The organism is Snodgrassella sp. ESL0323 (assembly GCF_013346865.1).
Lineage (GTDB): Bacteria > Pseudomonadota > Gammaproteobacteria > Burkholderiales > Neisseriaceae > Snodgrassella > Snodgrassella alvi.
In genome coordinates this window covers 11770-35534 of the sequence record NZ_JAAEDT010000028.1, presented here as the reverse complement: position 1 = coordinate 35534, position 23765 = coordinate 11770, and the positions used below count along the sequence as shown (strand labels likewise).

21 protein-coding genes are annotated in these 23765 nt (G+C 40.8%); 10 read left to right on the top strand and 11 right to left on the bottom strand.

The genetic code is table 11. The features are described 5' to 3' along the window. The first annotated feature begins 1 nt into the window (after nucleotide 1). The gene (locus GY065_RS11500) at nucleotides 2-601 is read left to right on the top strand and encodes a hypothetical protein (protein WP_174834221.1); all 600 of its coding nucleotides are present in this window, start codon (nucleotides 2-4) and stop codon (nucleotides 599-601) included. 492 nt (nucleotides 602-1093) lie between these two features. On the opposite strand, the gene GY065_RS11495 is transcribed toward GY065_RS11500, so the two are convergent. Next, complete coding sequence (locus GY065_RS11495) at nucleotides 1094-1750, bottom strand: PQQ-binding-like beta-propeller repeat protein (RefSeq protein ID WP_100116614.1); 657 nt, start codon at nucleotides 1748-1750, stop codon at nucleotides 1094-1096. Here GY065_RS11495 and GY065_RS11490 point away from each other — a divergent pair. Then, nucleotides 1749-2006, top strand: coding sequence for a hypothetical protein (locus GY065_RS11490; RefSeq protein WP_100116615.1), 258 nt, complete (start codon nucleotides 1749-1751; stop codon nucleotides 2004-2006). The genes GY065_RS11495 and GY065_RS11490 overlap by 2 nt on opposite strands. A gap of 639 nt (nucleotides 2007-2645) precedes the next feature. Next, nucleotides 2646-4343 (top strand): phosphate acetyltransferase, encoded by a 1698-nt coding sequence (gene pta, locus GY065_RS11485; protein ID WP_244621533.1) that lies wholly within the window; start codon nucleotides 2646-2648, stop codon nucleotides 4341-4343. 817 nt (nucleotides 4344-5160) lie between these two features. Here the strand turns inward: pta and GY065_RS11480 are convergent. Next, entirely contained in the window at nucleotides 5161-5433 is a 273-nt protein-coding gene (locus GY065_RS11480; protein WP_025331601.1) for a DUF3079 domain-containing protein, read from the bottom strand. A gap of 169 nt (nucleotides 5434-5602) precedes the next feature. Between GY065_RS11480 and GY065_RS11475 the strand changes: the two genes are divergently transcribed. The 3 genes from GY065_RS11475 (at nucleotide 5603) to GY065_RS11465 (ending at nucleotide 7806) form a co-directional block, all read left to right on the top strand. Next, nucleotides 5603-6718: an FAD-dependent oxidoreductase gene (locus tag GY065_RS11475; RefSeq protein WP_174834220.1), complete on the top strand. Its 1116-nt coding sequence runs from the start codon at nucleotides 5603-5605 to the stop codon at nucleotides 6716-6718. Beyond that, a complete protein-coding gene (gene thiS, locus GY065_RS11470; protein WP_037394784.1) occupies nucleotides 6718-6912 on the top strand; it encodes a sulfur carrier protein ThiS in 195 nt (64 codons plus the stop codon). Before GY065_RS11475 ends, thiS begins: the two co-directional genes overlap by 1 nt. A gap of 366 nt (nucleotides 6913-7278) precedes the next feature. Next, nucleotides 7279-7806, top strand: a complete 528-nt coding sequence (locus GY065_RS11465) for a DUF1440 domain-containing protein (RefSeq protein ID WP_172350012.1) — start codon at nucleotides 7279-7281, stop codon at nucleotides 7804-7806. Between the two features lie 198 nt (nucleotides 7807-8004). Here GY065_RS11465 and GY065_RS11460 read toward each other — a convergent pair whose 3' ends face one another. From GY065_RS11460 to GY065_RS11445, 4 genes are all read right to left on the bottom strand, one after another. Next, complete coding sequence (locus GY065_RS11460) at nucleotides 8005-8652, bottom strand: peroxiredoxin-like family protein (protein ID WP_174834219.1); 648 nt, start codon at nucleotides 8650-8652, stop codon at nucleotides 8005-8007. Further along, a complete protein-coding gene (locus tag GY065_RS11455; RefSeq protein WP_174834218.1) occupies nucleotides 8639-9145 on the bottom strand; it encodes a MarR family winged helix-turn-helix transcriptional regulator in 507 nt (168 codons plus the stop codon). Before GY065_RS11455 ends, GY065_RS11460 begins: the two co-directional genes overlap by 14 nt. Nucleotides 9146-10082: 937 nt before the next feature. Continuing rightward, complete coding sequence (locus GY065_RS11450) at nucleotides 10083-11528, bottom strand: SH3 domain-containing protein (protein ID WP_174834217.1); 1446 nt, start codon at nucleotides 11526-11528, stop codon at nucleotides 10083-10085. A gap of 127 nt (nucleotides 11529-11655) precedes the next feature. Next, nucleotides 11656-11946, bottom strand: a complete 291-nt coding sequence (locus GY065_RS11445) for a hypothetical protein (RefSeq protein WP_157784931.1) — start codon at nucleotides 11944-11946, stop codon at nucleotides 11656-11658. A gap of 617 nt (nucleotides 11947-12563) precedes the next feature. On the opposite strand from GY065_RS11445, the gene GY065_RS11440 reads away from it, so the two are divergent. Next, nucleotides 12564-13349 carry a thiazole synthase gene (locus GY065_RS11440; RefSeq protein WP_174834216.1) on the top strand — a complete coding sequence of 262 codons (786 nt, stop codon included), beginning with the start codon at nucleotides 12564-12566 and terminating at the stop codon, nucleotides 13347-13349. Between the two features lie 240 nt (nucleotides 13350-13589). Here the strand turns inward: GY065_RS11440 and GY065_RS11435 are convergent, their stop codons facing one another. After that, the gene (locus GY065_RS11435; protein ID WP_100116630.1) at nucleotides 13590-14990 is read right to left on the bottom strand and encodes an amino acid permease; all 1401 of its coding nucleotides are present in this window, start codon (nucleotides 14988-14990) and stop codon (nucleotides 13590-13592) included. A gap of 336 nt (nucleotides 14991-15326) precedes the next feature. On the opposite strand from GY065_RS11435, the gene GY065_RS11430 reads away from it, so the two are divergent. Continuing rightward, nucleotides 15327-16619: an MFS transporter gene (locus tag GY065_RS11430; RefSeq protein WP_174834215.1), complete on the top strand. Its 1293-nt coding sequence runs from the start codon at nucleotides 15327-15329 to the stop codon at nucleotides 16617-16619. Between the two features lie 160 nt (nucleotides 16620-16779). Continuing rightward, a complete protein-coding gene (pepN, locus tag GY065_RS11425) occupies nucleotides 16780-19425 on the top strand; it encodes an aminopeptidase N (protein ID WP_174834369.1) in 2646 nt (881 codons plus the stop codon). Between the two features lie 129 nt (nucleotides 19426-19554). On the opposite strand, the gene efeB is transcribed toward pepN, so the two are convergent. The 3 genes from efeB to GY065_RS11410 are packed head-to-tail and all read right to left on the bottom strand — an operon-like array spanning nucleotide 19555 to nucleotide 22553. Beyond that, the gene (gene efeB, locus GY065_RS11420) at nucleotides 19555-20844 is read right to left on the bottom strand and encodes an iron uptake transporter deferrochelatase/peroxidase subunit (protein WP_174834214.1); all 1290 of its coding nucleotides are present in this window, start codon (nucleotides 20842-20844) and stop codon (nucleotides 19555-19557) included. A 10-nt stretch (nucleotides 20845-20854) separates the two neighbouring features. Then, entirely contained in the window at nucleotides 20855-21748 is an 894-nt protein-coding gene (locus GY065_RS11415) for an EfeM/EfeO family lipoprotein (RefSeq protein WP_174834213.1), read from the bottom strand. Beyond that, entirely contained in the window at nucleotides 21735-22553 is an 819-nt protein-coding gene (locus GY065_RS11410) for an FTR1 family protein (RefSeq protein ID WP_174834212.1), read from the bottom strand. The genes GY065_RS11415 and GY065_RS11410 overlap by 14 nt, the downstream gene beginning before the upstream one ends. Before the next feature lie 143 nt (nucleotides 22554-22696). Here GY065_RS11410 and GY065_RS13420 point away from each other — a divergent pair, with 143 nt between their 5' ends. After that, a complete protein-coding gene (locus GY065_RS13420; protein WP_255518379.1) occupies nucleotides 22697-22822 on the top strand; it encodes a hypothetical protein in 126 nt (41 codons plus the stop codon). A gap of 112 nt (nucleotides 22823-22934) precedes the next feature. Here the strand turns inward: GY065_RS13420 and GY065_RS11405 are convergent, their stop codons facing one another. After that, nucleotides 22935-23765 (bottom strand): FTR1 family protein, encoded by an 831-nt coding sequence (locus GY065_RS11405; protein ID WP_174834211.1) that lies wholly within the window; start codon nucleotides 23763-23765, stop codon nucleotides 22935-22937.

The window sequence follows — 23765 nt, the reverse complement described above, 5'->3', positions numbered from 1 at the left end:
GGTGAAAATATCTCATTATTTAGGTTGGTTATTATTAGTCAATTTATCATTTTGTTTTTGTTATGGTCAAACTTTTATTATTGATAAAAAATATACTGGTGCTCCATTTGTAAAAGATGTTAATTTGTCTGAGCTAATTGATAATTGCGCAATAAATGATGAAACCAGTATGAAATTTACTAATAAAAAACGTGAATTAGATAGAAAACGTTGTCCTTTGAATACCACTAAATTTGATTTTACTAAACTATATGATTTAATTGATAAAAAAAAGACCATCTATCGGGATGGAGATTTTGAACTTGTTATAAATAGTGAAAAATATGAAACAGCCAATTACTTTGATTTTTCACTCAATAAAATTGTATATGAAGTAAATTTATCACTAGTTTATAAACAAGAAGTTAAAAAGCAAATTCTATTAGCTAGCTATTCTTATAATACTATTGCCGCTTTATATTTAAGTAGTCAATATTACTATATAGATCTTGATGGGGATATCTATCTATTATCATTAGATGAATACAGTGACCATATTGATTCAGTAAATAAATTTCATTATAGAATAGATAAAGATAATTTAGATTTTGTTGAGCTATGATTATTAAAACCTGATCAGATTAATAGCAATTAAAATTATAATTACCATTACAATATATGATTTTATAGAATGAAAAAATCAAAGTATCAAATATTTAATTTATCCTGTTATTATTTGCTTAATTTTGTTATGTAGAATTAACACTAAAATTGCAGATACTTTTAAAAAAATGAACTCAAGCATTACATTATAAGAATAAAGTTACCCTTTTCCTCTAAGTAATTAAAAAATTCTATTACTAGGCGGAATATAAATTGTATTTGTCTTCTAATTTCCATTTAGTTATCTATTAGATAGGCAATAGTTTCAATAAACAGCTCAAACCAGTTTCTAAAACAAAACCTGAATGGCTTATAAGGTCATTCAGGTTTTTTTACATAAGTATCTTTTAATTATCAGACATCTGATCTGCGAATTTCCTGTTCACAGAGTTGTTACGTATATAAGCTATATAAACATTTAAGTAGCCAACACTCATTCTTCGTTTTAATCCTATTTAGGATTAAAAGCATAAACAGTGCCATCCTGCCATGTACCTATGTAATAGCGATTATTATGTAAGGCCAATGCTACTGCTCCCGGTAAAGAGGTAACTAATTTACGTACAGTCCCGGTTTTAATATCAACTGTGCGTACCATATCAGCGCCATTATCAATCACTGCAACCACATTTGGCGAAACAGTGACAATACCTACTCCCGGCCGGTTGAAGTCTTTGCCCAGCTCTGTTTGCTGACCATTCGGGCGGATTAAGGTCAGGCGACCACTATACTGGGAAACAACCAAACTGTTATCCGGTAACTGTGTTACACCAACCGGAGTGGATAGACCGCGTGCAATAATTTCCTTGCGACGGTTGTTTAAATCAAGAGACACAATTTCTCCGGTGGAGCGGTTGGTAATCAGTAAATTTCCAGAATTGGAAAAAGCAATACCTGTCGGAGTATGGTAGCCATCAGAAATTTTTTCAGCTTTGCCGTCAGCAGTTATTTTGAGAATATAGTCATCACTGTATGATGATACGTAAATATTATCCTCTGCATCAATTACAATACCGGCAGGAGAAGAAATATTGGAATAAATAGTTTTACGCTCACCGTCGGCAGTTATTTTAGTGATTGAATTGCCAGACCAGTTGGTAACATACATGGCATTTGAGCTATCAAAAGCAATACCGGTGGGCGCACTAAAAGAAGTTGCTACAGTGGTTAATCCAGCAGTATTATCTGCTGATGTTTTGGATGCAGCTGCTCTGGTAGTATTATTTGCTGACGTATTGGATGCAGTTGCTCGGGTTGTTGAGCTGACCATATCGCTCCTTCCGTATAGATATAAAGTACATAAAGTAAAACAAGCAAAAGCAATGGAATATAAAGAGATTTTTTTCATCATGAGTACCCGCTAAAAGCTAAAGAAAATGTGAACACCATAACACTCAGAATAGCTGAGAAATTGCTAATGGCCATTATTCATGCTTAAGCTTACTAAGCAAAAATTGCTTAGCTTTTGTTTCTGCAATGCTATGGCTTACTTAAAGCGAAAGCCGGTATAGCTATTTTCTGGGCAAGAGTCAGAAATAAATGATTCATAATTTGCCATCATCATTCTCTGAAATTTAAATGCCCGAATAATGCATGAATAAAGCCTGTCAAAAGCGTATATAAAAAACAGAAAATACAGAAATACGAAATTAGCGATATAAAATAAATATCAAAGGCGAAACTCAGCAATAGCAAAAATAAACATATACAGTTATTTGACAGATTTGGATGATTTTATTAGTTCAAACTAATGTTTTTTATAATAATTTTTGAGTAAAAATTAGTAATGCTGTGCTGATGCTGCTGCCTGACTCAGGCAGGAAATAATTGAGCAGATAATGACTTATGACTTGGTTAGTGGTTGCAATATCCGGCCGGCTTATGTTTTTTCATGCAAAAATTGATGTAACTTATAATATAGCGCAGCGAAGTAAATTATAATCGTTAGCGATAAAATAAGTGCAGTATTTGCTGCTAGTGTAATTTAAATGAAAGGGATGTTTATGTCACAATTTTTGCTGGTGCCGACAGGAACTCAGACAAATATAACTGCTGTAGGTTTGGGCGTGGCGCAGGTATTTGTACAAACAGGTCATGTGCCTTTGTACTTTAAACCAATTGCTGAAGATGTGGCTAAGGATAATACATCTGAACTTGTACAGGCTGTCTTGAATCAGAAATTACCAGTACTGCAATCTCTAAATAATCTGGATGAACGTGTATATCAGGGACAGGCAGATGATGTAGTAGAAGAATTTGTTGCTGCTTTCCACGAGATGGACGAAATTAAACACGATGTGGTTGTTATTGAAGGTGCAATACCTGAAGCAGGCCGTACATATCTGCCGGCACAGAATGTGAAAATTGCGGCTGCACTGAATGCCCGGGTAATTCTGGTAGCAGCAATGGCCGGTCAGACAGCAGCGGCGGTGGCTGCACAATTACAACTGACTTTGCATGATTATGCACACGGACATACTGAAATCAGTGGATTTATTTTAACTGCGGATGCACAGAATGTACCGTCTGCCGGTTTTGCTGCGGATGTTCAGGCTGAACTGGCTAAACATGGTAAGCAGCTGGAATGTATCGGTCTGGTTACTGTACCAGCAGATGTACAGGTTGCACAGGCACAGGAAGCTGCTAAAGCGGTAGCGGCACAATTAAATGCAGATGTGCTGGGCAGTGAACTGGCGAAACCTGTAGCAACACATCTGGCACCGGCAGCGTTTCGCTATCAGATGATGGCACGTGCCCGTGCGGCGAATAAACGCATTGTTCTGCCTGAAGGCAATGAACCGCGTACTATTGCTGCGGCTGCAATTTGTGAAAATAAAGGTATCGCCCGTTGTGTGCTGCTGGCCAAAAAAGCAGAAGTGGAAGTAGTGGCTCAGGCTAAAGGCATTACTTTGCCTGCATCTCTGGAAATTATTGATCCTGACAGTATCCGTGAACGTTATATTGCTCCAATGGTAGAACTGAGAAAGAGCAAGGGTCTGACTCCGGAACAGGCTGCTGAACAGTTACAGGATACGGTAGTTCTGGGCACAATGATGCTGGCTACCGGTGATGTAGACGGTCTGGTATCCGGTGCTGTACATACAACAGCCAATACTATTCGTCCGGCTTTGCAGCTGATTAAAACTGCGCCGGGGGCCAGTCTGGTATCCAGTGTATTCTTTATGCTGATGCCGGATCAGGTTCTGGTATATGGTGACTGTGCTGTTAATCCGAATCCTACAGCTGAACAGCTGGCTGATATTGCTATTCAGTCTGCCGATTCTGCTAAAGCATTCGGTATTGAACCCAAAGTAGCAATGATTTCATATTCTACTGGCTCATCCGGCAGTGGTCCTGATGTTGAAACTGTTACCGCAGCCACCAAACTGGCACAGCAAAAACGTCCTGATTTACATATTGACGGTCCTTTACAATATGATGCTGCCAGCGTACCAAGTGTGGGCAAACAGAAAGCACCGGACAGCAAGGTAGCCGGTCAGGCAACTGTATTTGTATTCCCTGATCTGAATACGGGTAACACTACTTACAAAGCAGTACAGCGCAGTGCACATGTGCTGAGTGTTGGTCCGATGTTGCAGGGTCTGAATAAACCGGTAAATGATTTGTCACGTGGTGCCCTGATTGAAGATATTGTGTATACCATTGCACTGACGGCAATTCAGGCAGTACAGATGAACTAAGCGGGATATTACAAGCCCGCAGGCATTGTAATTTTGTTATACAGCAGGCAGATGATAGTAATATCATCTGCCTGTTTTTTAAATTCTGGTAATAAATTTTAATAAATCTATTCTTTTGAGAAATTTTATCAATAATTTTAGTTATAAAGAGATAGATTGTTGTCTTTTGGTGCTATATATTTACAAACTATTGCCAAAATTGAATTCATAAATTACAGTTTATTACACAGACGATGATCTGAAAAAAGCCAAGAATACAGAGGCATAATTTAAAGATAGAGGAAATATTACGGTATTAAATACTCGCCTGCAGATATTTGCAGGCGTTTTATTTTTATTTGCTGTTATTTTGAAATGAGAACCATTTCTGCGCGCACATGCCGACTTGGTTGCTGTCCGCTGCTGGTCACTATTTGCAATATTGTTTCAGGTATTGGTTTAGCTGAAAGAATCTACCATTTTAAATAAATATAATATATACAGGTTTGGAATTTTACCAGAATACAGTTTTTATACTGTAATATCGTCATTCAGAATCATTTTATTTTGTATTGCACAGCCACTATTTTCTGTAATATGAATAGCGTGGTAATTTTTCAGGTCTGTTTTCAATCTTGTATCTGGTTTAAAAATATATTCATATGATTTTTAATCATAAATCTAGTTTAATGCTCAGTCCGGTTCATGTTGAATTGACTTAGCATGATGTGCGCCACATGTTTGTGTGTTTCAAAATTATGAGCTGGATTAAAGAAATTGTTTTTTTGCGACATGGGTTCTGACAGGTAAGTGTATTTGCTGTTACATTAGGGACAGCTTACTTTTTTAACGCCAGTTTGATATGCGGTTTATGTGGTTTCTCTTCCGGTAAAGAGGGTTTACCGGCGGCGGCAATCTGTGCGCGCTGTGCTTCTGAAAGCAAGCCAGACCAGTCTCCGTCTAGATACCATTGCTCGCCGAAATCTTCGCAGGGATGCGGAATACGGATGCAACCATTACCACATTGCAAATCATCAGCACGACAATATTTATCACAACCCCAGCAGATTCGTTCGGGATGTTTCGGGTGTAACGGAAAAACCTTGGCCATGATGATGCATACTTGTAACGATTAATATGAAGTTATACCTGCAGAGATAGTTTTATTCAAGGAACAGTTAAATGAAAGCCGTGTAATATTTTGTCTGGATGAGGTGCTGATGGTACCGGATGCAGGCTGAAATTGAATACAAATTCTAGTCAACAAAAATGGGTGCACGATGAAACAATATGATGTTGCAGTGCTGGGAGGCGGTTTATTGGGACGTCTGACTGCCTGGTTATTGGCAGAGCAGGGTTGTAAAGTAATATTATTTAATGCCGGTAAACGTAATGGTGAAGGCGCTGCTGCTTTTGCAGCGGCAGCTATGCTGGCACCTACAGCTGAAGCAGTAGAAGCAACGCCGCTTGTGGTACAACTGGGTTATACCAGTCTGCCTGTCTGGCGCCAGTGGGTGGATTCGTTTCCAACACCGGTATTTATGCAGCAAAATGGTTCATTGATTGTATGGCATCCGCAGGATCGTGCGTTAGCAAAACAATTTACTAATCACTTGCAGCGTGCCCATCAGGATAACAGCGTCTGGCAGATGTGGGATAAACAGGCAATCAGTGAGCACGAACCACAGCTGGCCGGACGTTTTAAGCAGGGACTGTTTTTACCGACCGAGGGGCAGCTGGATAATCGCCAGACATTACTGGCTCTGGCCGATGTGCTCGAGCAAAAACAGGTTAGCTGTCACTGGGAGCAGAGCAGTGATTTGGCTGAATGTGCCGGTCTGGCTCACTGGACGCTGGATTGCCGCGGCTATGGCGGCAAAAGTAACTGGAATAGCCATGGTCATAGCCGTCTGCGCGGGGTACGGGGAGAGGTGCTGCGGGTTTATGCGCCTGATATTGAGCTTAATCGTCCGGTACGGATATTGCATCCGCGCTATCCTATTTATATTGCACCCAAACAGAATAAGTTGTTTGTTATCGGTGCTACACAGATTGAAAGTGAAGATGACAGTAATCTGAGTGTGCGCAGCGGTTTGGAGCTGATGTCTGCTTTGCATACTGTTCATTCGGCATTCGGTGAAGCAAGGATTCTGGAAAGTATGGCCGAACTGCGCCCGACACTTAATCACGAGAGCCCGGAAATACGTTATGATAAGCAAAATCATGTAGTGGCTGTAAATGGTCTGTTCCGGCACGGTTTTATGATTTCGCCGGCAGTAAGTATTGCGACAGTACGGGTATTACAGGCCTTAATGCAGCAGCAATCCATTCCGGATGCGCCGGCACGTTATAATATTGATGTTTTACCGGAAAATGACAATGGAGAAACAGATTAATGGATATTAGTGTTAATGATGATGTAATTGATTTTAATGGTAATACTGTGGCTGATCTATTGGAGCAGCTGATGCCGGAATCACCATTTGCTGTTTCGGTAAATACTTGTTTTGTATCTAAAAAACAATATTCTGTTTATCAGTTGCAGCCGCAGGATAAAGTAGATATTGTCAGACCGGTAGTGGGCGGGTAGTACCCGCTGGTAGTTAAGTTTTATTTTGAAAACCCTGTTTGATACAGGGTTTTTGCTTATCTGACAACAGCCGGTTTATATCTGCCGGGAAGAATAATTTACTTTGTTTATCTATAAATGAATTGGTGGTTTGAGCAGTGAAAATTCGATGAGAGGTATTTGGATTTTCCGGTATACAAAATCAGTATATTGCTGATTAAACAGCCATTCAGATTTTTAAACAGTTATTTATGCTCTACTGGAGAGATATTCGGAGGGTAAATTTACTTGATTTAGCATTAAATATGCATTTACACTTGCGACCCCAATTTTGGGTTAATTAATAGAAAAAAACAGTAATCATTATTACATTAAGAGGAAATAATTATGTCTAATCTGTTTACTCGCACACAACCATCCAGTCGCAATTACGGTGTAGCCTTTTTTGCCGGTATTATGGGCGGTCTGGTTTCTGCTTTTGTGAAATCAGGTACGGAAGGAATAATGCCGCCACGAACCCCGGATCGTATAGCACCTCCCATTCAGATGATTCAGGATATGGGTATTGATATTCACAGCATGGTTTACACCTATTCAGATCAGGTAGTGAACTGGGGTGGTAGTACCATACATATTCTGTTTTCAATTGTATGGGCTATTATTTACTGTATGGCTGCTGAAATTTTTCCTAAAGTTAAATTATGGCAGGGTCTGGCTTTTGGTATTGGTGTAACTATTCTGTTTCACGGTATTATGCTGCCGGTGCTGAATTTATCTCCGGCACCATGGAATCTGCCGTTTGATGAATTGTTTTCCGAACTTATTGGTACGCTATTGTGGATGTGGACAATTGAAATCTTCCGCCGCGATTTGCGTAACCGCCTGACCGAAAAACCGGATCCGGAGTTTCAGTAAAACTCATCTGATTTATGCATGATGTACCGGCTTATATGCTTAAGGCCGGATACGATGTCTGTGTATATCTGTAACAATCGGGAAAATATTATTTAGCCGCTATTCCTGATGATACAGACATGCACGGGCATTATGTTAAGCACTTCAGCCTGCTGGCTTTGGCGCTTTGTGATGGATGAAATCATGATGATGGCAGGCTTAATCTTTTTTCAGTACTTTGATTAGTTCCGAAGTGTCAGCTCTTTCCATGTAATTGACATTGATATAGGAAAAGATAACTTTTTTATCCTGGCCGATAATATAAGTGGCTGGTATGGGCAGCTGATAACTGTCATCGCCATTAAAATCCGGCAGATTTGCACCTAAGTTTTTGTATAAATTTCTGACATCCTCTGGTAGGGTAAATACCAGACCGTATTGTTTGGCTATCTGATTACCCGTATCAGATAAAATAGTCAGATTAATATTGTGTTCCTGTATTAATTGAGCGCTGATATCAGGTTTTTGCGGAGAAATAGCGATAAAGTGAACGTCTTGAGTATCGAGGATTAATTTCAGATTTTGGTTAAAGTGTTCTAATTCTTTAACACAAAACGGGCACCAGCTGCCCCGGAAAAAACTGAGAATGACTGGTTTTGTCTCCAGCAATTTATAGAGTTCGATTTTTTGATTATTTGTCGCTACCAGAGAAAAATCTGGTGCGGTATCTCCGCTTTTTATGGCATGGCAATCTAAATTCTGCGTAAGCATTTCTGATAATGAATTTCCCATTACATTCAATACTTCTGCAGGTAACTGGGTAAACATATCTTGCTGTATTGATTTTAGCTCTTCAATGACTTTCATTATGACTTTCCTGTTGTGAAACGTTTTGATGAATTTGTTGCAGAATTTTTTTAAATATCGTTAATTCTTCAGCAGATAAATTTTGGGTTATTTTTTCTATCCACTGGCTGTGCTGATGCAGAATTTCTTCTACCAGATTAGTGCCGGTATCAGTTAGCGAGACGAGGGAAATTCTTTTATCCTGACTGGCAGTTCTTTTTGAAATCAGTTTTTCATTAACTAATGAGCTGATTAGTGTTGTTGTTGATGCTTTGGTTATACCTAATAATTTAGCAATTTCTTGTAATGACAGCTCAGGGTATTCTTTTAACAATACTAAAATAATCAGCCTGCTTTCAGATAAATGAAATTGCTGCAGACGTTTGGCGCATTCAATATCAATAGTGTTTGCAACGGATAATAGAGTAAAGCATGTCTTAATTTTATCCAGATCTGCAATTTTTTCTTTTTCCAGAACATTACAAAAGGATAAATAACGGGTTTCAAGTTGCATACGGTTATTTCTATAAATTAGTTAGCGACCTTACTATTTTATTAATTATAGTATAGACTAGGAAAATTATTGTCAATAATTTCAGAATTGTATTGTTATGGTGAATCGATATGAATGGCTGTGTTTGATGTTTTCCGGATGTTTGTAACAATGAGGTTTTTAGTTTTTGTCACTTCGGTAAAGCTTTGTTGATTATAAGTGAAAGACTGAGCAAACAAGAGGTGTCTAGCTTGGATAGCAATGAAAAGGCTGAATTAATTGGATTCGCAAAGAAGTAAAAGTGCTAATAATGCAGCAGGGAATCTTAAAAAATTGATTACATACTGTAGTCCTTGTTAACGAATAGTATTTAACCCTAAAATTCAGGTATTAATTAACTCAGCCAAATAATCAAATTCTACAGATTTAAGAATGTCAGTATAAAACTCAGGCTCTGCTGCCCGTGAGAGCTCTTTCTTTACTTTGTGTAGTTCTATCCAATAATCGGATTCTATAAAACTTTTATAAAAATAATAGTATCATCGCCATTTTCTAATCATTTATGAAACCGCTCGTCTCTTATTATTAAAATATTTTCATCATCAGAATTATCACTAAAACTGCGTCCTGCAATACAGCAACAAGTGCTAAAAGGACATTCTTTGTTGGCTTATTATAATCTTCGTCATTTAACAAAAGCTACACAGTAATCTCCCAGCGTAACATACCAATCATTGTTAATGCTCCATTTATTTTTATCGGTTTTTACCACGGTTTAGATGTTTGCGGTTTGTCTTTTGACTGTTCGGTATCAGATAGTTCTGCCATGTTATTAAAGGTTTCTTTAATATAGTCTGGATAATCTTTCATATATCCTTATATATACGTCTACTGAACAGAAATAGGGCTGTCTTACCGCGTCAATACAAGCAATAAATACCGCTCAATATGCTGAATTTTAATGCGATTTATCTTTGTATATTCTTGTTCTATAATGCATTTTTCCATTTTTTAGCGTTCCTGTTGTTTCAGAGGTTTTACCAGATGGATCAGCATGACTTTCCCAAGTTTTAATCAATGTAAGTTGATTATTTATAAATCGATACGTTTCAGAATAATGATCACAACAGCTACCACGCATTGAGGTAATCACTGTATGGTTTTTAGAATCAAACCCTAATTGTGGCATGGATGAGAGTTCTTTATTAAATACAAAGTGTCGCGTTTTAGGATAGTATAAAAAATAATTATCTGTATTATTAGGGCCTGCTCCACCTGATGAGCCATACATCAATAAGTCGGGGTATTTATCGAAATTGGCATCTACGAGCCTTATTAGCTCATCAGACTTAAATGCATTCGGATCGTTTTCATCACTAATTTTTGCACACGTGAGAATATCACGATCTTGTAGTACATGGACGTAATTTTTAATTGGTTCACACGGGTAAATATTACGTAATACTTGGACGCGATTATTTGTTTTACGGTCTATCACGGCAATGGCGACAGGAGAGTTAGTAGTTTCATCTACCGCGACCAGAAAGCGAAATAGTGGTGTCTTAGCTTTTTGAGGGTACCACTGGACTTTTATTAGATCATCACGATTAATCCAACCGCGTGTAATGACACCATCAGCAGAGATATCATCCACTTGATACCAGTCAGGAGTTTTTAATATAAAAGCGACAGAATTTCCTTTGTAAAGTTGTTTAATAATAGGGGATTTTTGATTTGGTTCTTGATACAGGGGCATATCTTCATTAAGGTATAAAATGTCCTGATAAGGTTGTGGTGTTTCTAGTTTAAACACATCATTATAATAAACTTGCCTGTAATTTTTTATGGTGATGTCAGGGGCGCATCCATCCGACAAACATGGGAAATCTTTCTTAGCAGGTTTGTGCTTGGCGGGTGTGTATTGTGAATCTATGTGCTGTTTTTTACTAACCCAGCGGATAGCAAATGATTCCTGATCCCACTTAAATAAGGGTTCATGTGACACTATGTTTTCATCTGCTTTGTAAGCGTAGCAATAAAGATTAGATTTACTCCATCTACTTGCCCATGTATACCTTTTACAAAAAGCGTTTGCGTCTTTTTCAGTAGCTGCTGGGTTCTCCTGTTCAAGAAACATCATTTTATTTTCTGAAATATCTCGGTTATCTGATACCTTAGCACGTGAAACAATAGCATATTTTATCTGGGATGATGCAGGTATAGCATGCTGTATCTCTACTTCTGTCTTTTCGCCGGCAGTGATGTTACCAGTTAGATGACTTGTATCTACATCATTTTGCCAGTCTTCTGGGATAAGACGGTATATCCCAGGTCTTAGGGAAACCTCTGCAAAGGTAAGGGAAATATATAAAAAAAACGAGATAAAAGAGATAGTTTTCTTCATGGCTATAGTATGTATCTTAAAAGATCATTCCTAAAGTTAGAAAATAAGTAAATTTTACCATAATATGCCATATAAGATTTTTCTATTATTTTGTTTTAAGATTAAGCTTATACATTCTCCTACGACCTCACTCCCGACATAAACAATAGCCCTCATCTAAAAACTCAGTATGCAAGCATATATAATCATACAGGCGATGATGGTATTCAAATAATGAGTTAATCCACTCGTCTGGTGTTTTGATAAACAGTGCTCTATGGGTATAGCTTAAGGTATTGTCGTAACGATCTTTAATTTGGCGAATACCGAATGATTTATTCATGTAATAACCATCCCATCTTTTGAGATTAATTTGTTGTGGATTGACCTTGTTTAAGTTGGCGTAATCAAAAAGAACACTGTTAGGAATGCGTAACATACTAGCATCAGTTGCTTCTAAGGTTGTATAAGTACCCGCTTTAGGCTCAAAGTCTAATTGAAAGAAACTATCGGCTGATTGTGATTACCAGCTGTTACATTCGGGTATTGTTTTAGCCTCAAACTTTTCCATTTTACCGTCTGGCAAGCGGACAATAACCATTCGAGTACCAACTGGCTTATCGCGCCTAGTAAATTATATGTCAGACTTTAAATAACATCTTTGTCGTCATAAGAATTTATTTATTTTTTAGATATTTTTGAAATTTTTTGTTTCATCGCTAGGATAAACTCAATTGTCGTAACTATGTCGGAAAAAAAATAGCTGCAAACGTTTTCATTTATTAGGGCTAATATTTACCATGACATTTATTACACAGGGTTTTTGTTTCCTATCATGATAAAAGTTATATGTGCGGTGCTTTGATATTTGAAATAAAAATATTAATTATGATAATTAGATGTATATGCGCCGGGTAATAATAGCAAATGTCGTTTTAGGTGAAAATAAGTGAAAAGTTATTGTTTTTGTTATAAAGTATAAATACTTTGTGCAGTTTGCCTTTATAGCTTGTAGTTAGAAGATTTTTATTTTTTATGTTAACGGGGGAAGTGAATATGGCTTTACAACTTTATGATGAAGAGTTTAATAGTCGTTTGTTGTTAGGCACTGCTGCTTATCCCACACTCGAAGTACTGCGTACGGCAGTAAGGAAAGCGCAGCCGGCTATGATTACGGTTGCTTTACGCCGGCAGAGCGCAACTTCGGCAGAGCATGGGCAGGGTTTATGGGGATTGTTGCAGGAGCTGGCTGTACCGATTCTTCCTAATACTGCCGGTTGTCTGAGTGTAGATGAGGCGGTAACAACTGCGCAGATGGCTCGCGAGGTATTTGAGACAGACTGGATTAAGCTTGAACTGATTGGTGATGATGATACCTTGCAGCCGGATGTATTTCAGCTGGTGCGTGCAGCCGAAATCCTGATCAAAGAGGGTTTCAAGGTACTCCCATATTGTACTGAAGATTTGATTGCCTGCCGTCGCTTGCTGGATGCCGGTTGTCAGGCACTGATGCCATGGGCTGCACCGATTGGTACCGGTCTGGGACCAGTGCATGAATATGCTTTGCATGTCCTGCGTGAACGCTTACCGGATATTCCTTTACTTGTTGATGCAGGGCTAGGCTTACCTTCGCATGCGGCAAAAGTAATGGAGTGGGGTTTTGACGGGGTGTTGCTGAATACCGCAGTTTCACGTAGTGGCTTGCCGGTGATGATGGCAGAAGCGTTTGCATTTGCTATTAATGCAGGAAGAATGGCTTATGAAGCGGAGCCGGTAGTACCGCGAGACAATGCACAGGCCTCTACACCTCAGGTCGGACAGCCGTTCTGGCACTATGCTTAACTATGTTTTCATTTGTTACTGAATACTGAGCATGTGTGAAATGGCTTAGCGGTTATTACATAACAGCTGCTGGATAAGGAGAATTCTCCCAATAGCATTTAAAATTGAAGAGCAGCAAGCGGATTAAGATTAGTATTCAATAAAAGACCTAAAGCGTATATACGCTTTAGGTCTTTTATTAATTATTCTGTCCTGTTTAATTGATGCAGATAGTAATTAATCAGGACAAGTTTTTGGGTACTAATGATTCGGATGGTCTGTATCGGTATAGGTAATGCGTTTTTTCAGTTGCTGACGATACAAAGGCAGGAACATAGTCAGCAGAATAAACCACACTGGTGTGGCGATCAGACCGGTAAGCGTATCTTTATCCTGACTGAACAGGTATAGGACAAAAACAAAAAATATCAGGCAGGCATAACACATGGGTATACCCAGAGGCATTTTGTAAACTGAGCGCGCATGCGCTTCAGGATAAAGCCGGCGATAGCGCAGATAGGCAATCAGAATGACTGCCCATACAAAAATAAAACAAATACTGGATACGGTGGTAACAATTGTGAATACTTTCATCACGTCGCCTTCCGCATAAAGCAGGCCAACACCAATCAGCAGCAGAGCACAAGAATATAACAGACCGTTTTGCGGTACCCCGCTGGCGGACAGCCGTGCAAAAGCCTTCGGGCCAACGCCGTTTTTCGACAGGCCATACAGCATACGGCCGGTAGAATACATACCGCTGTTGGCGGAAGACAGTGCAGAAGTGAGTACAACAAAATTAATAATAGTGGCCGCAGCACTGATGCCAATCAGGGTAAACATATTGACAAACGGGCTGCGGTCGGGGGCGACCATATTCCACGGGGTAACCGTCATAATAATGGTTAGTGCCAGTACGTAGAAAATAATGACACGCACCGGTATTTTGTTAATGGCAGCCGGCAGGGTGGTATTAGGATCATCTGTTTCTGCTGAAGCGGTACCGACCAGCTCAATGCCGACAAAAGCAAAGATAGCAATCTGAAATGCGGCAAAAAAACCTGACCAGCCATGAGGCATCCAGCCGCCGTAAGACCATAAGTTACTGATTTTGGCTTGAATGCCGCTGGGGCTGGTAAAGCCGGTTAGTAATAAATAGCCGCCACAGCCGATAAGCGCGAGAATCGCCAGAATTTTAATCAGGGCAAACCAGAATTCCAGTTCGCCGAAGAGTTTGACCGATAACAGATTCAGTGCCAGCAGGATGGCAATGCAGATAATGCCGGGCAGCCATAATGGCACTTCCGGCCACCAGAACTGAGTATAGCCGGTAATCGCTACGATATCTGCCATACCAATCACTACCCAGCAAAACCAGTATGACCAGCCGACATAATAGCCTACAGTCGGATTCAGGATATCGGTAGTGAAATCGACAAAAGATTTGTAATGCAGATTGTGCAGCAGTAATTCACCCATGGCACGCATTACAAAAAACAGAAATGCGCCGATGATGACATAGGTAAACAACACAGATGGTCCGGCCAGGCTGATCGTACGGCCTGAACCCATAAACAGACCAGTGCCGATTGCGCCACCAATAGCAATCAATTGTAAATGTCGGTTTTTCAGTGTGCGTTTTAACTCAGGTGGTCGGCTCATAGTGTATCCTTTACAGACTGGAAAACAAAAATAGAAAACATGGTTTTATTTTTAGAAATGTATACTTTGATATAAAGTTAATTATGATAAATATGTATGCTGCTAAATACAGGCCGATTTATTAGGATGTTTGTATCCATATACTGACATAAGCATATTTTGCAAGATGTAGGCCAGCCTGAATTTATAATACTTTATCACAATTTATTGATGTAGCCGGCAATATCTGAATATAGTTGTTGAGAATGAGAAACTGTTGTATTAAGGTAGGTGTTTTATTGGCAGAGCGTTACAAAAAGACGGGATAACAGATAATTGAGGAAGGAGAACATATCCATGCGCGCCATCCGGACCGGATTAGTGGTGGGCTATGGTTTTATCGTGATGTTTATCAGTACAGCCATAAAAGGAGTTTATCAGGTTTATTTTACCAGTCTGGTAAATCATTATGCTGTGAGTATTGAAACGATGGCTCTGGTTGGTGGTTTTTTTGGTCTTGCCCAAGGTGTTTATTCGATATTAGTCGGTAATCTGTGTGACCGTTGCGGAGCCGGCCATGTCCTGTTATCGGGAATGCTGGCTGCTGCCTGTGCCTTTTTACTATTTTCCTCTAGTAACAGTTTCATGACTTTTGTGCTGGGGTTTCTGCTGCTGGCTGCATATGCCGTTGCTGCCCTGACTTTTGTACCGGTCAGTATTCTGATTGACAGATATGTGACACCTGAGCGGCGCCAGTTTGCGTATGTGCTGGCCACTAACGGTATTGCTGCCGGTCTGATGATATTGTCTCCTCTATGGATTTATCTGGACGGTTATATGTCTTGGTCGATGCTGTGTGCTATTCTAGCCGGCGTATATGCTTGTCTGGCTATTGTTCCGGCATCGTTAAGCAGGGTAGAGGGTATCGGTACACCTATAAAAATGCCTGTAAAAACAAAGGTGAAGTCAGTAGGTATGTCCCTTGAATCTCAGCCATCCGCTCGGAATATTATCGCACCTTTACCCCGTTACTGGTATCTGGACCGTCGGTTTGTGCTGTCTGCCTTAGCTTTTTCCGGCTGCGGTACGTCAATGATTTTTATTGATGTACATTATGTTCCGGCAATACAGGAAATATTAAGTCATAATGAAACCGCCAATCTGTTTACCGGTACTTCACTCAGTCTGCTGGGGCTGGCAGAAGCTGTAGGGAGTATACTGATTGGTTATCTGGTGGCTAAAAAAGTATCCCTGCCTTTATTGCTGTGTTTGCTGTATATCGTGCGCTGTATAACGCTCATGGCACTGGCTCTATGGCCGGAACCAATGATGGTGCCGCTGTTCGGAATTTTTTTCGGAATAACTTATATGGGAACCGTCATTATTATTTCCCGTCTGGCCGGTTCTATTTTTGGTTATCGGCATAAAGGTTTTATTTTTGGTGCATTTTTTCTGATTCATCAGATTAGCGGTTTATTAACCGCCTGGTTTGGCGGTTTGCTGCGGGTATATTGCGGTAGTTATTTTCCGGTTATCTGTTTTGTTGCCATATGGATGGCATTATCAGCGGCAGCCTCTTTCCTGTTATCTATGCTGAAAAATAATGGTAGTTCTGGTAACGGTGGTCGTTATCAGGTTAAATATGAATAATAATTGCCAATTCTGCTATTAATAACTGGTAGGAATTGAGAACGGCGAACATGACCGTATTTAAAGATAATTATGTTGCCGGACAGGGCAGTGATGAGGTTGATTGTATTGATGGCAGTCGTACAATAACCGAAACAGATTTGAATAAAGAGTGTTAATGATGAGTGAAGAAAAAGTGGTTCATTATCTTAAAGATTATCAGGCACCGGATTTTGCGGTGGCTGATATTAATCTGACTTTTACTCTGGATGAAGCTTATACCACAGTAATTAATCGTATGACTGTTGTACCAAAGCAGACGCAAAAACCTTGTGTGCTTGATGGCAGTGCGGAACTATTGCAGATTGTTTTAGATGGTAAATCCTTATATCCGCATGAGTATGCTGTGGAAGATGAAAAGCTGATTATTCATACGGTACCGGACAGACAGTTTGTGCTGGAAATTACGACCAGACTATATCCGGCACAAAATAAAACGCTGATGGGTTTATATGAATCCGGTGATAATCTGTATACCCAGAATGAGCCGGAGGGCTTCCGTAAAATTACTTATTACTTTGACCGTCCGGATGTCATGAGCCAGTTTACCACCACCATTATTGGTGACAAAGAGCAGTATCCGGTTATGCTGTCTAACGGTAATCTGATTGATAGTGGTGAGCTGGATAATGGCCGTCACTGGGTATGCTGGCGTGACCCGTTTGCCAAGCCAAGCTATCTGTTTGCTCTGGTGGCAGGCAAGCTGGCGGTGCTCGAAGGCAGTTTTACTACCTGTAGCGGTAAAGAAGTGGCGCTGAAATTTTATACCCGTCCGGAAGACCGTGCTAAGGCAGGTTTTGCTCTGGAGTCGCTGAAGCATGCCATGCAGTGGGATGAAGAGCGCTTTAATCTGGAATATGATTTAAATATTTTTATGGTGGTAGCTGTTGGTGATTTTAATATGGGCGCCATGGAAAATAAGGGTCTGAATATTTTCAACACCAAATATGTGCTTGCCAGCAGTGATACAGCTACAGATGCTGATTTTGAAGCGATAGAGGGTGTGATCGGGCATGAGTATTTCCACAACTGGACAGGTAACCGGGTCACTTGCCGGGACTGGTTTCAGTTGTCGCTGAAAGAGGGGCTGACCGTTTTTCGTGATCAGGAATTTTCAGCCGACCGGGCCAGCAGGGCTGTACGCCGTATTCATAATGTCAGGGTATTGCGCAGTATGCAGTTTGCGGAAGATGCCGGTCCGATGGCACATCCGGTACGACCGGCTTCATACGAGGAAATGAATAATTTCTATACGCTGACTGTGTATGAAAAAGGTGCCGAAGTGGTACGTATGTACCATACTCTTCTCGGTGAAGCCGGTTTTCAGAAAGGAATGCAGCTTTATTTCCAGCGGCATGATGGACAGGCTGTTACCTGTGATGATTTTCGTGCTGCTATGGCCGATGCCAATGGTGTTAATCTGGAACAGTTTGCGTTGTGGTACAGTCAGGCCGGTACACCGCAGGTTAAAGCACGTGGTGAATATGATGCCGAAAAACGTACATTTAGTCTGCATTTGCAGCAATCTATTCCGCCCACACCGGATATGAATGAAAAACAGCCAATGGTGATTCCGGTAAAAGCCGGTTTAATCGGTAAAGATGGCTCACCAGTTTCGTTCCGGCTGGATAACAGTGAATCTGTGGTTGAGGAAACAGTACTGGTATTTAATCAGGCTGAGCAGACTTTTGTCTTTAATGATGTAACACAAGAAGTAATACCGTCATTATTGCGCGGATTCAGTGCTCCGGTGAGACTGGAGTATCCCTATAGTGATGCTGATTTAATGCTGTTACTGGCGCATGATAGTGATTCTTTTGCCCGCTGGGAAGCAGCACAAACTCTGTACCGGCGTGCCATTACGGCAAATCTGGCTGCACTTGAAGCCGGTCAGCCTGTACCACATCATGCTGCGCTGGCTGAGGCCATTACGGCGGCACTGAATGCTGATATTGATCCGGCGTATAAGGCAGTATTGTTGCAAGTGCCGGCTGAAGCAGAATTGTGGGAAGATGCTCAGAGTATTAATCCGGAGCTGTATGTTCGTGCACGTCAGGCACTGTTGCAAGATTTGGCATGCAGTATGGAGGATACGCTGACACACTGGTATCAGTGGGCTGATGAGCAGGAACAGAACAGCAAACATTCTGCTCCGCAGGAGTACCATCCTGATCTGGCTGGTATTCGCAGCTTGCGCAATACTTTACTGCAATGGGGCGTACAGGCCAGAGCAGAGTTATTGCAAAGCATTGCTGCCGAGTATCCGCAGCGTGCTACCAATATGACTCATGAATTCGGAATGCTTCTGGCCATTAATCATTTGGCTGATACAAAGCGTAATGAGTTATTAGACCAGTTTGCTCAGCGCCATGCTCATGATGATTTGGTGATGGATAAGTATTTTACTCTGATAGGCAGCAGCCAGCGTACGGATACTCTGCAACAGGTGCAGGCAGCATTACAGAACCACGCTTTCAGCTTAGAAAATCCGAATAAGGTACGTTCTTTACTGGGTAGCTTTAGCCGTAATATTCAGCACTTTCATGCAGCCGATGGCAGTGGTTACCGTTTTATTGCTGAGCATATATTGCACATTGACGGATTTAATCCGCAGGTGGCTTCTCGTCTGGTACAGGCATTTAATCTGTACGGCAGGCTGGAACCGCAACGCAAAGCCTTGATGGCTGAGCAGTTACAGCGGATTCAAAAACATGACGGGCTGTCCAAAGATAGTCGTGAAATTGTAGATAAAATATTATGTGGCTGAGGAATTGCTGATTTATTTAGTGATAAGCCAGATAAATGAAAGCACTACAGTTGATGCTGTAGTGCTTTTTTATTTCAGTATTTTATTTTTTAAGCCTTATAAACTTAAAAATATCTGTTTTGGTACTGTTTATTCTTCAAACAGCAGTCTGCCCAGATAGTCATTTTCTTTGGCCATTCCCGGTAAAACAAAGAAAAATCCGCCGCCGAATGGTTTGATATAACGTTCCATCGGTTCGCCATTCAGGCGATTCTGGGTATCAATAAAACCTTTTTTCAGGTCGTTCTGATAGGCAACAAAAATCAGACCCATATCAAGTTGCCCGTTGGGTAGTACACCCAGCGAGTAACTGAAACTGCGCCGGCGCAGTTTGGCTACATGCCGTTCAGGAATACGTGGTTCTGCACGGCGCATGTGTGAATCAAACAGAATGCGGTCGCCATGAGGGTCACTGTTCATTTTCGGGTCATCCATTTCATGCTGCATACCAATGGGTGCTCCGCTAGTTTTGTAACGGCCAAAATCATTTTCCTGATCTTCCAGCGGGGTTCTGTCCCAGAATTCGAGATTGAAGCGAATCAGACGGATTGCCTGATAACTGCCGCCCAGACACCATGCCGGTTCCTGGTTGTTCTTGGTTACCCATACCAGTTCATCCATCAGTTTGCTATCGTTAATGGAGCCATTACCGGTACCGTCTTTAAAACCAAACAGATTAATAGCGGTAGTGTGATTGTCGATATCTCTGGCCGGCAGAAATCCGTCCATTTTCCATACCGGCACCATATACTGATTACAATGACTAATCAGATCGCGCAGGGCATAAATGACACTTTCGCGGCTATTGGCACAGAACTGGATTGATAAATCTCCGCCGCACCATGCTTTTTCCAGCCGGTCGTTGGGAAAGCGGGGCATAGGAATCAATCTTTTGGGTTTGAGCTGAGACAGACCAAAACGTTGGTCAAACAGGCTGGCACCCACGGCCAGGGTAATTGTCAGTGAGTCGGGAGACAGATTTTGGCCAAGCAGCCCGGATTCTGCCGGAGGAAGCTGGTCATTTTTACCTGCTGTGAGTGTTTGTGGTCTGGTGAGATAGGCAATACGTTGTGAAATCCGCTGGAATAACTGTTGCAGCTCTTTTGTGTTTTTCACAGTAACGTTGAAAACAACAAAGATAGCTTCTTTGGTGTCGGGGGTGATTACGCCGGCCTGATGGCTACCCCAGTAATCAACGGCCTGATTGTAATCATGAGTACAGTTGCCGGCCGCATTGGCTGCTTTGACGGCACCAAGACTGGCGATACCCAGCCCTCCGGCCAGTAGCATTTTCATGCTATTGCGTCGCGTAGTGCTGGCTGGATTGTCTTCAGGCGAGGCAGTTGAGACAGGCTGATGTCTGAAAGTGTTTTTAGACATAACTTAAACCTTAATTAGGATATTTATAATAAACACGTATACTTAGTTGCGCCCTAAGCTGGGCCAGCCGTGCTGTCTGCGTACTTAGTAAGGAGTACAGGATATCGTGATCTGTCTGACTGAGCCGGCTGAAACTTTGGAATTGGTTCTGGGGCAGTTGATAATGCTGCAGAATGGCAAAAATCTGCTGGTAACCATGATTCAGTGCTTTACGCTGCTCTGCTGGAATAAAGTTCTGCAGATACTGGATGATTTGTGCTGAACCGGTTACATTGGCATGGATATCGGCCAGATCACTGTGGCTATACTGATTTTCTTTGCCGGCAAGTTTGGTTTGCAGAGTCATTTCCAGAAAGTCGGATGCTGACTGAACTACTTTGGCAATATCCAGATCATCGGCAGCTACACGTTTTTGTAAATCAATAATTTCATATTGCAGATTGCTGTTTTCTGCCTGAGCCTGCTTTAGGTCTTTGAGTTTAAATAAATCATATTCTAAACGGTGAAAACCGCTAAAATTTGGATCATCGGTACCTTGCAGATAATAATCAGCGCGCGAGTTAATATTCTGGTCAGCATTACCAAACAGTTTGACGATAACCCGTACTTGTTCGTAACTCTGATGGGCACGGATATAATTTTGTTGCGCCTGTTGCAGCTGTCCGTTTTTGCAGGCATTCTCAATTGCATTAAGATATTGCTGGGTGCTTTTTAATTGCAGTACAACTTCCTGCTGATAATTACGAATTGCTGACTGGTATTTTTCCGGAGTGGGAATATCCCCTTTTGCGACTACAGCATTAGAATCATTGATAATTGGTGCCCGTAAACCATGTGCAGCAGCAATGACAGGCACCAGTAAAGAGCAAATAATAAATAGTGCACGAAATTTATTCTGTGTCATTTAAACTTTTCCTTAAGAAGAGCTTTATGGCGATTAATAGCAGGAAACTAACAAATGAAATGATGCTAAACCATACGGGCGGGGAATTATAGGCAGAAATTAAGGCGGGAAAGCTGTCGGACAAAAAGCTATTGTCAATAAAATGTGAGATTTGCACTGCCGGCCACATCACAATATCAGAAGGGGGTTCACTTTGTGTCGACAGATATACACCCGCTTTGACATATGGGGGGAAAATCACAACTAACAGTATAATGCTGGTTATGATAAGGTATTTTTTCAACTGTATGCGGCGGCTGATTACAACAAACGGATAAAATGTCAGGACAGATACTGCAATGCCGGAAATTACTGTAAGGTATAAATTAGTATAATCAGAATTATTCAGCTGCCTGATCTGACTGGACAATAATAAGATAACTTCATTGCCTGCACAGGCAATAGTAAGAGCTACTATGAACATAGCTGTTGTCCATGAACGGGCCATCTGCTGAGCTTTTTTCTGTTCCTGTGCCGATCCCATGCTCAGGATATACTCAAACATCCAGAACACTACTAAAAATGTCAGTAAAGAAATCAATATCAATATGCTCATCATAAGCATTTTTTGATTTTTATCGGGAATATATCTGAACAAACCACTGATAATTGCTGCCAGGAACAGTACACCGAGTATCAAGCCGCTAAACAGATGGCGCATCCCGCTTTTGCTGTCTGGATTATGCTTAATCCATGAGTAAATAATGCCGACAACAATCAGTGTTACAAAGCATTCACGCCAGACAATAAAAAAGGTTTGTTCCATTCTAAATCTCGTTTTATTTTAAAATTAATTGATTTAAAGACCTGTTTCAATGAAATTTATAGTTACAGGGTTTTTCAGTGCAATTGTAGCAACTGATGAAGCATTGCGCCGATCACTTTTTATTGTGACAGCAGGGGACAAACGTGACATATCTTTTGTTCGTATTCACCATATTGCGACAAGTAACAGATATGGTTGATAAGGGCGTTAAATGTCTGGGGCATGATTTTCAGCCTGAGCTAATTATCAGTAATGCTAGAGAAGTATAAGGCTGTATAAAAGCAATCAAATCATGATTGAATGGTGCCGGTAAATCATATGCTGAAGAAATAACCGGCACATGCCCAAAGTAAGTAAATCAGATATGCAGCAGGTTCTGCCTTATCTGGATTTTTTCCTTAAAAACAATATAGCCATTAATAACCAGAATACACCAAAAGTAATGACGCTAATCCACATTGGCTGAGAGCGGTAGGCAAACAGTGAGGAAGCAAAACTGCCGATCAGACCGCTATCGTCAATAAAGTATGAGGTATCCCACGCCGGGCTAATGAGGAAATCAGGAATTGATACATCATGCTCCAGCAGCATATTGGTACCGTCTTCAACAGCTCTCAGCAATAATGAAATGGCCAGAAATAACAGGACAATACCGGTTATGGTAAAAAATTTTTTCCATTGGATGAAGCGGCTGGTTAGAATAAATGCATAAAATGTCAGCGCGGATACTGCTATGCCGATAAGTACGGCAAGACAGAAACCGGAGTAATTTTGACTGTTCAGCTGCATAATCTGGCCGGACAGAAATACGACAATTTCACTGCCTTCACGGGCAATGGCAATGGCTATAATAAACAGAGCTCCCCACCATGAATTGCGGGCTACTTGTTGTGCCATTTCCTGTTCCAGGGATGATTTCATATTTCGGGCGTGTTTGTTCATCCAGTACACCATTTGCACAATCAGTATGCAGGCAACAGCAGACATGCCCATCATAAACATGGTTTGATGGTCATCGGTAAGCGCTTTGAATACGCCGTTGATGATTAATGCCAGTATGACAGAAATCAGTACACCAAGCCCGACACCGCCAAACAAATAACGCATACCATGACTACTGTCAGGATTACGTTTAATCCATGCATATATAATGCCGACAACCAGTAATGCTTCGAAACATTCACGCCAGACGACAAAAATTGTTTGTCCCAT

Excerpts from the sequence above, each read along its gene's own strand:
- GY065_RS11450 (WP_174834217.1), bottom strand. The coding sequence starts at position 11,528 with ATGAAGAAAACTATCTCTTTTATCTCGTTTTTTTTATATATTTCCCTT.
- GY065_RS11410 (WP_174834212.1), bottom strand. The coding sequence starts at position 22,553 with ATGGAACAAACCTTTTTTATTGTCTGGCGTGAATGCTTTGTAACACTG.
- GY065_RS11435 (WP_100116630.1), bottom strand. The coding sequence starts at position 14,990 with ATGAGCCGACCACCTGAGTTAAAACGCACACTGAAAAACCGACATTTA.
- GY065_RS11440 (WP_174834216.1), top strand. The coding sequence starts at position 12,564 with ATGGCTTTACAACTTTATGATGAAGAGTTTAATAGTCGTTTGTTGTTA.
- GY065_RS11465 (WP_172350012.1), top strand. The coding sequence starts at position 7,279 with ATGTCTAATCTGTTTACTCGCACACAACCATCCAGTCGCAATTACGGT.
- GY065_RS11475 (WP_174834220.1), top strand. The coding sequence starts at position 5,603 with ATGAAACAATATGATGTTGCAGTGCTGGGAGGCGGTTTATTGGGACGT.
- GY065_RS11480 (WP_025331601.1), bottom strand. The coding sequence starts at position 5,433 with ATGGCCAAGGTTTTTCCGTTACACCCGAAACATCCCGAACGAATCTGC.
- GY065_RS11445 (WP_157784931.1), bottom strand. The coding sequence starts at position 11,946 with ATGTTACGCATTCCTAACAGTGTTCTTTTTGATTACGCCAACTTAAAC.
- pta (WP_244621533.1), top strand. The coding sequence starts at position 2,646 with ATGTCACAATTTTTGCTGGTGCCGACAGGAACTCAGACAAATATAACT.
- pepN (WP_174834369.1), top strand. The coding sequence starts at position 16,780 with ATGAGTGAAGAAAAAGTGGTTCATTATCTTAAAGATTATCAGGCACCG.
- GY065_RS11415 (WP_174834213.1), bottom strand. The coding sequence starts at position 21,748 with ATGACACAGAATAAATTTCGTGCACTATTTATTATTTGCTCTTTACTG.
- GY065_RS11460 (WP_174834219.1), bottom strand. The coding sequence starts at position 8,652 with ATGAAAGTCATTGAAGAGCTAAAATCAATACAGCAAGATATGTTTACC.
- GY065_RS11405 (WP_174834211.1), bottom strand. The coding sequence starts at position 23,765 with ATGGGACAAACAATTTTTGTCGTCTGGCGTGAATGTTTCGAAGCATTA.
- GY065_RS11455 (WP_174834218.1), bottom strand. The coding sequence starts at position 9,145 with ATGCAACTTGAAACCCGTTATTTATCCTTTTGTAATGTTCTGGAAAAA.
- GY065_RS11430 (WP_174834215.1), top strand. The coding sequence starts at position 15,327 with ATGCGCGCCATCCGGACCGGATTAGTGGTGGGCTATGGTTTTATCGTG.
- GY065_RS11495 (WP_100116614.1), bottom strand. The coding sequence starts at position 1,750 with ATGTATGTTACCAACTGGTCTGGCAATTCAATCACTAAAATAACTGCC.
- thiS (WP_037394784.1), top strand. The coding sequence starts at position 6,718 with ATGGATATTAGTGTTAATGATGATGTAATTGATTTTAATGGTAATACT.
- efeB (WP_174834214.1), bottom strand. The coding sequence starts at position 20,844 with ATGTCTAAAAACACTTTCAGACATCAGCCTGTCTCAACTGCCTCGCCT.
- GY065_RS11490 (WP_100116615.1), top strand. The coding sequence starts at position 1,749 with ATGGCATTTGAGCTATCAAAAGCAATACCGGTGGGCGCACTAAAAGAA.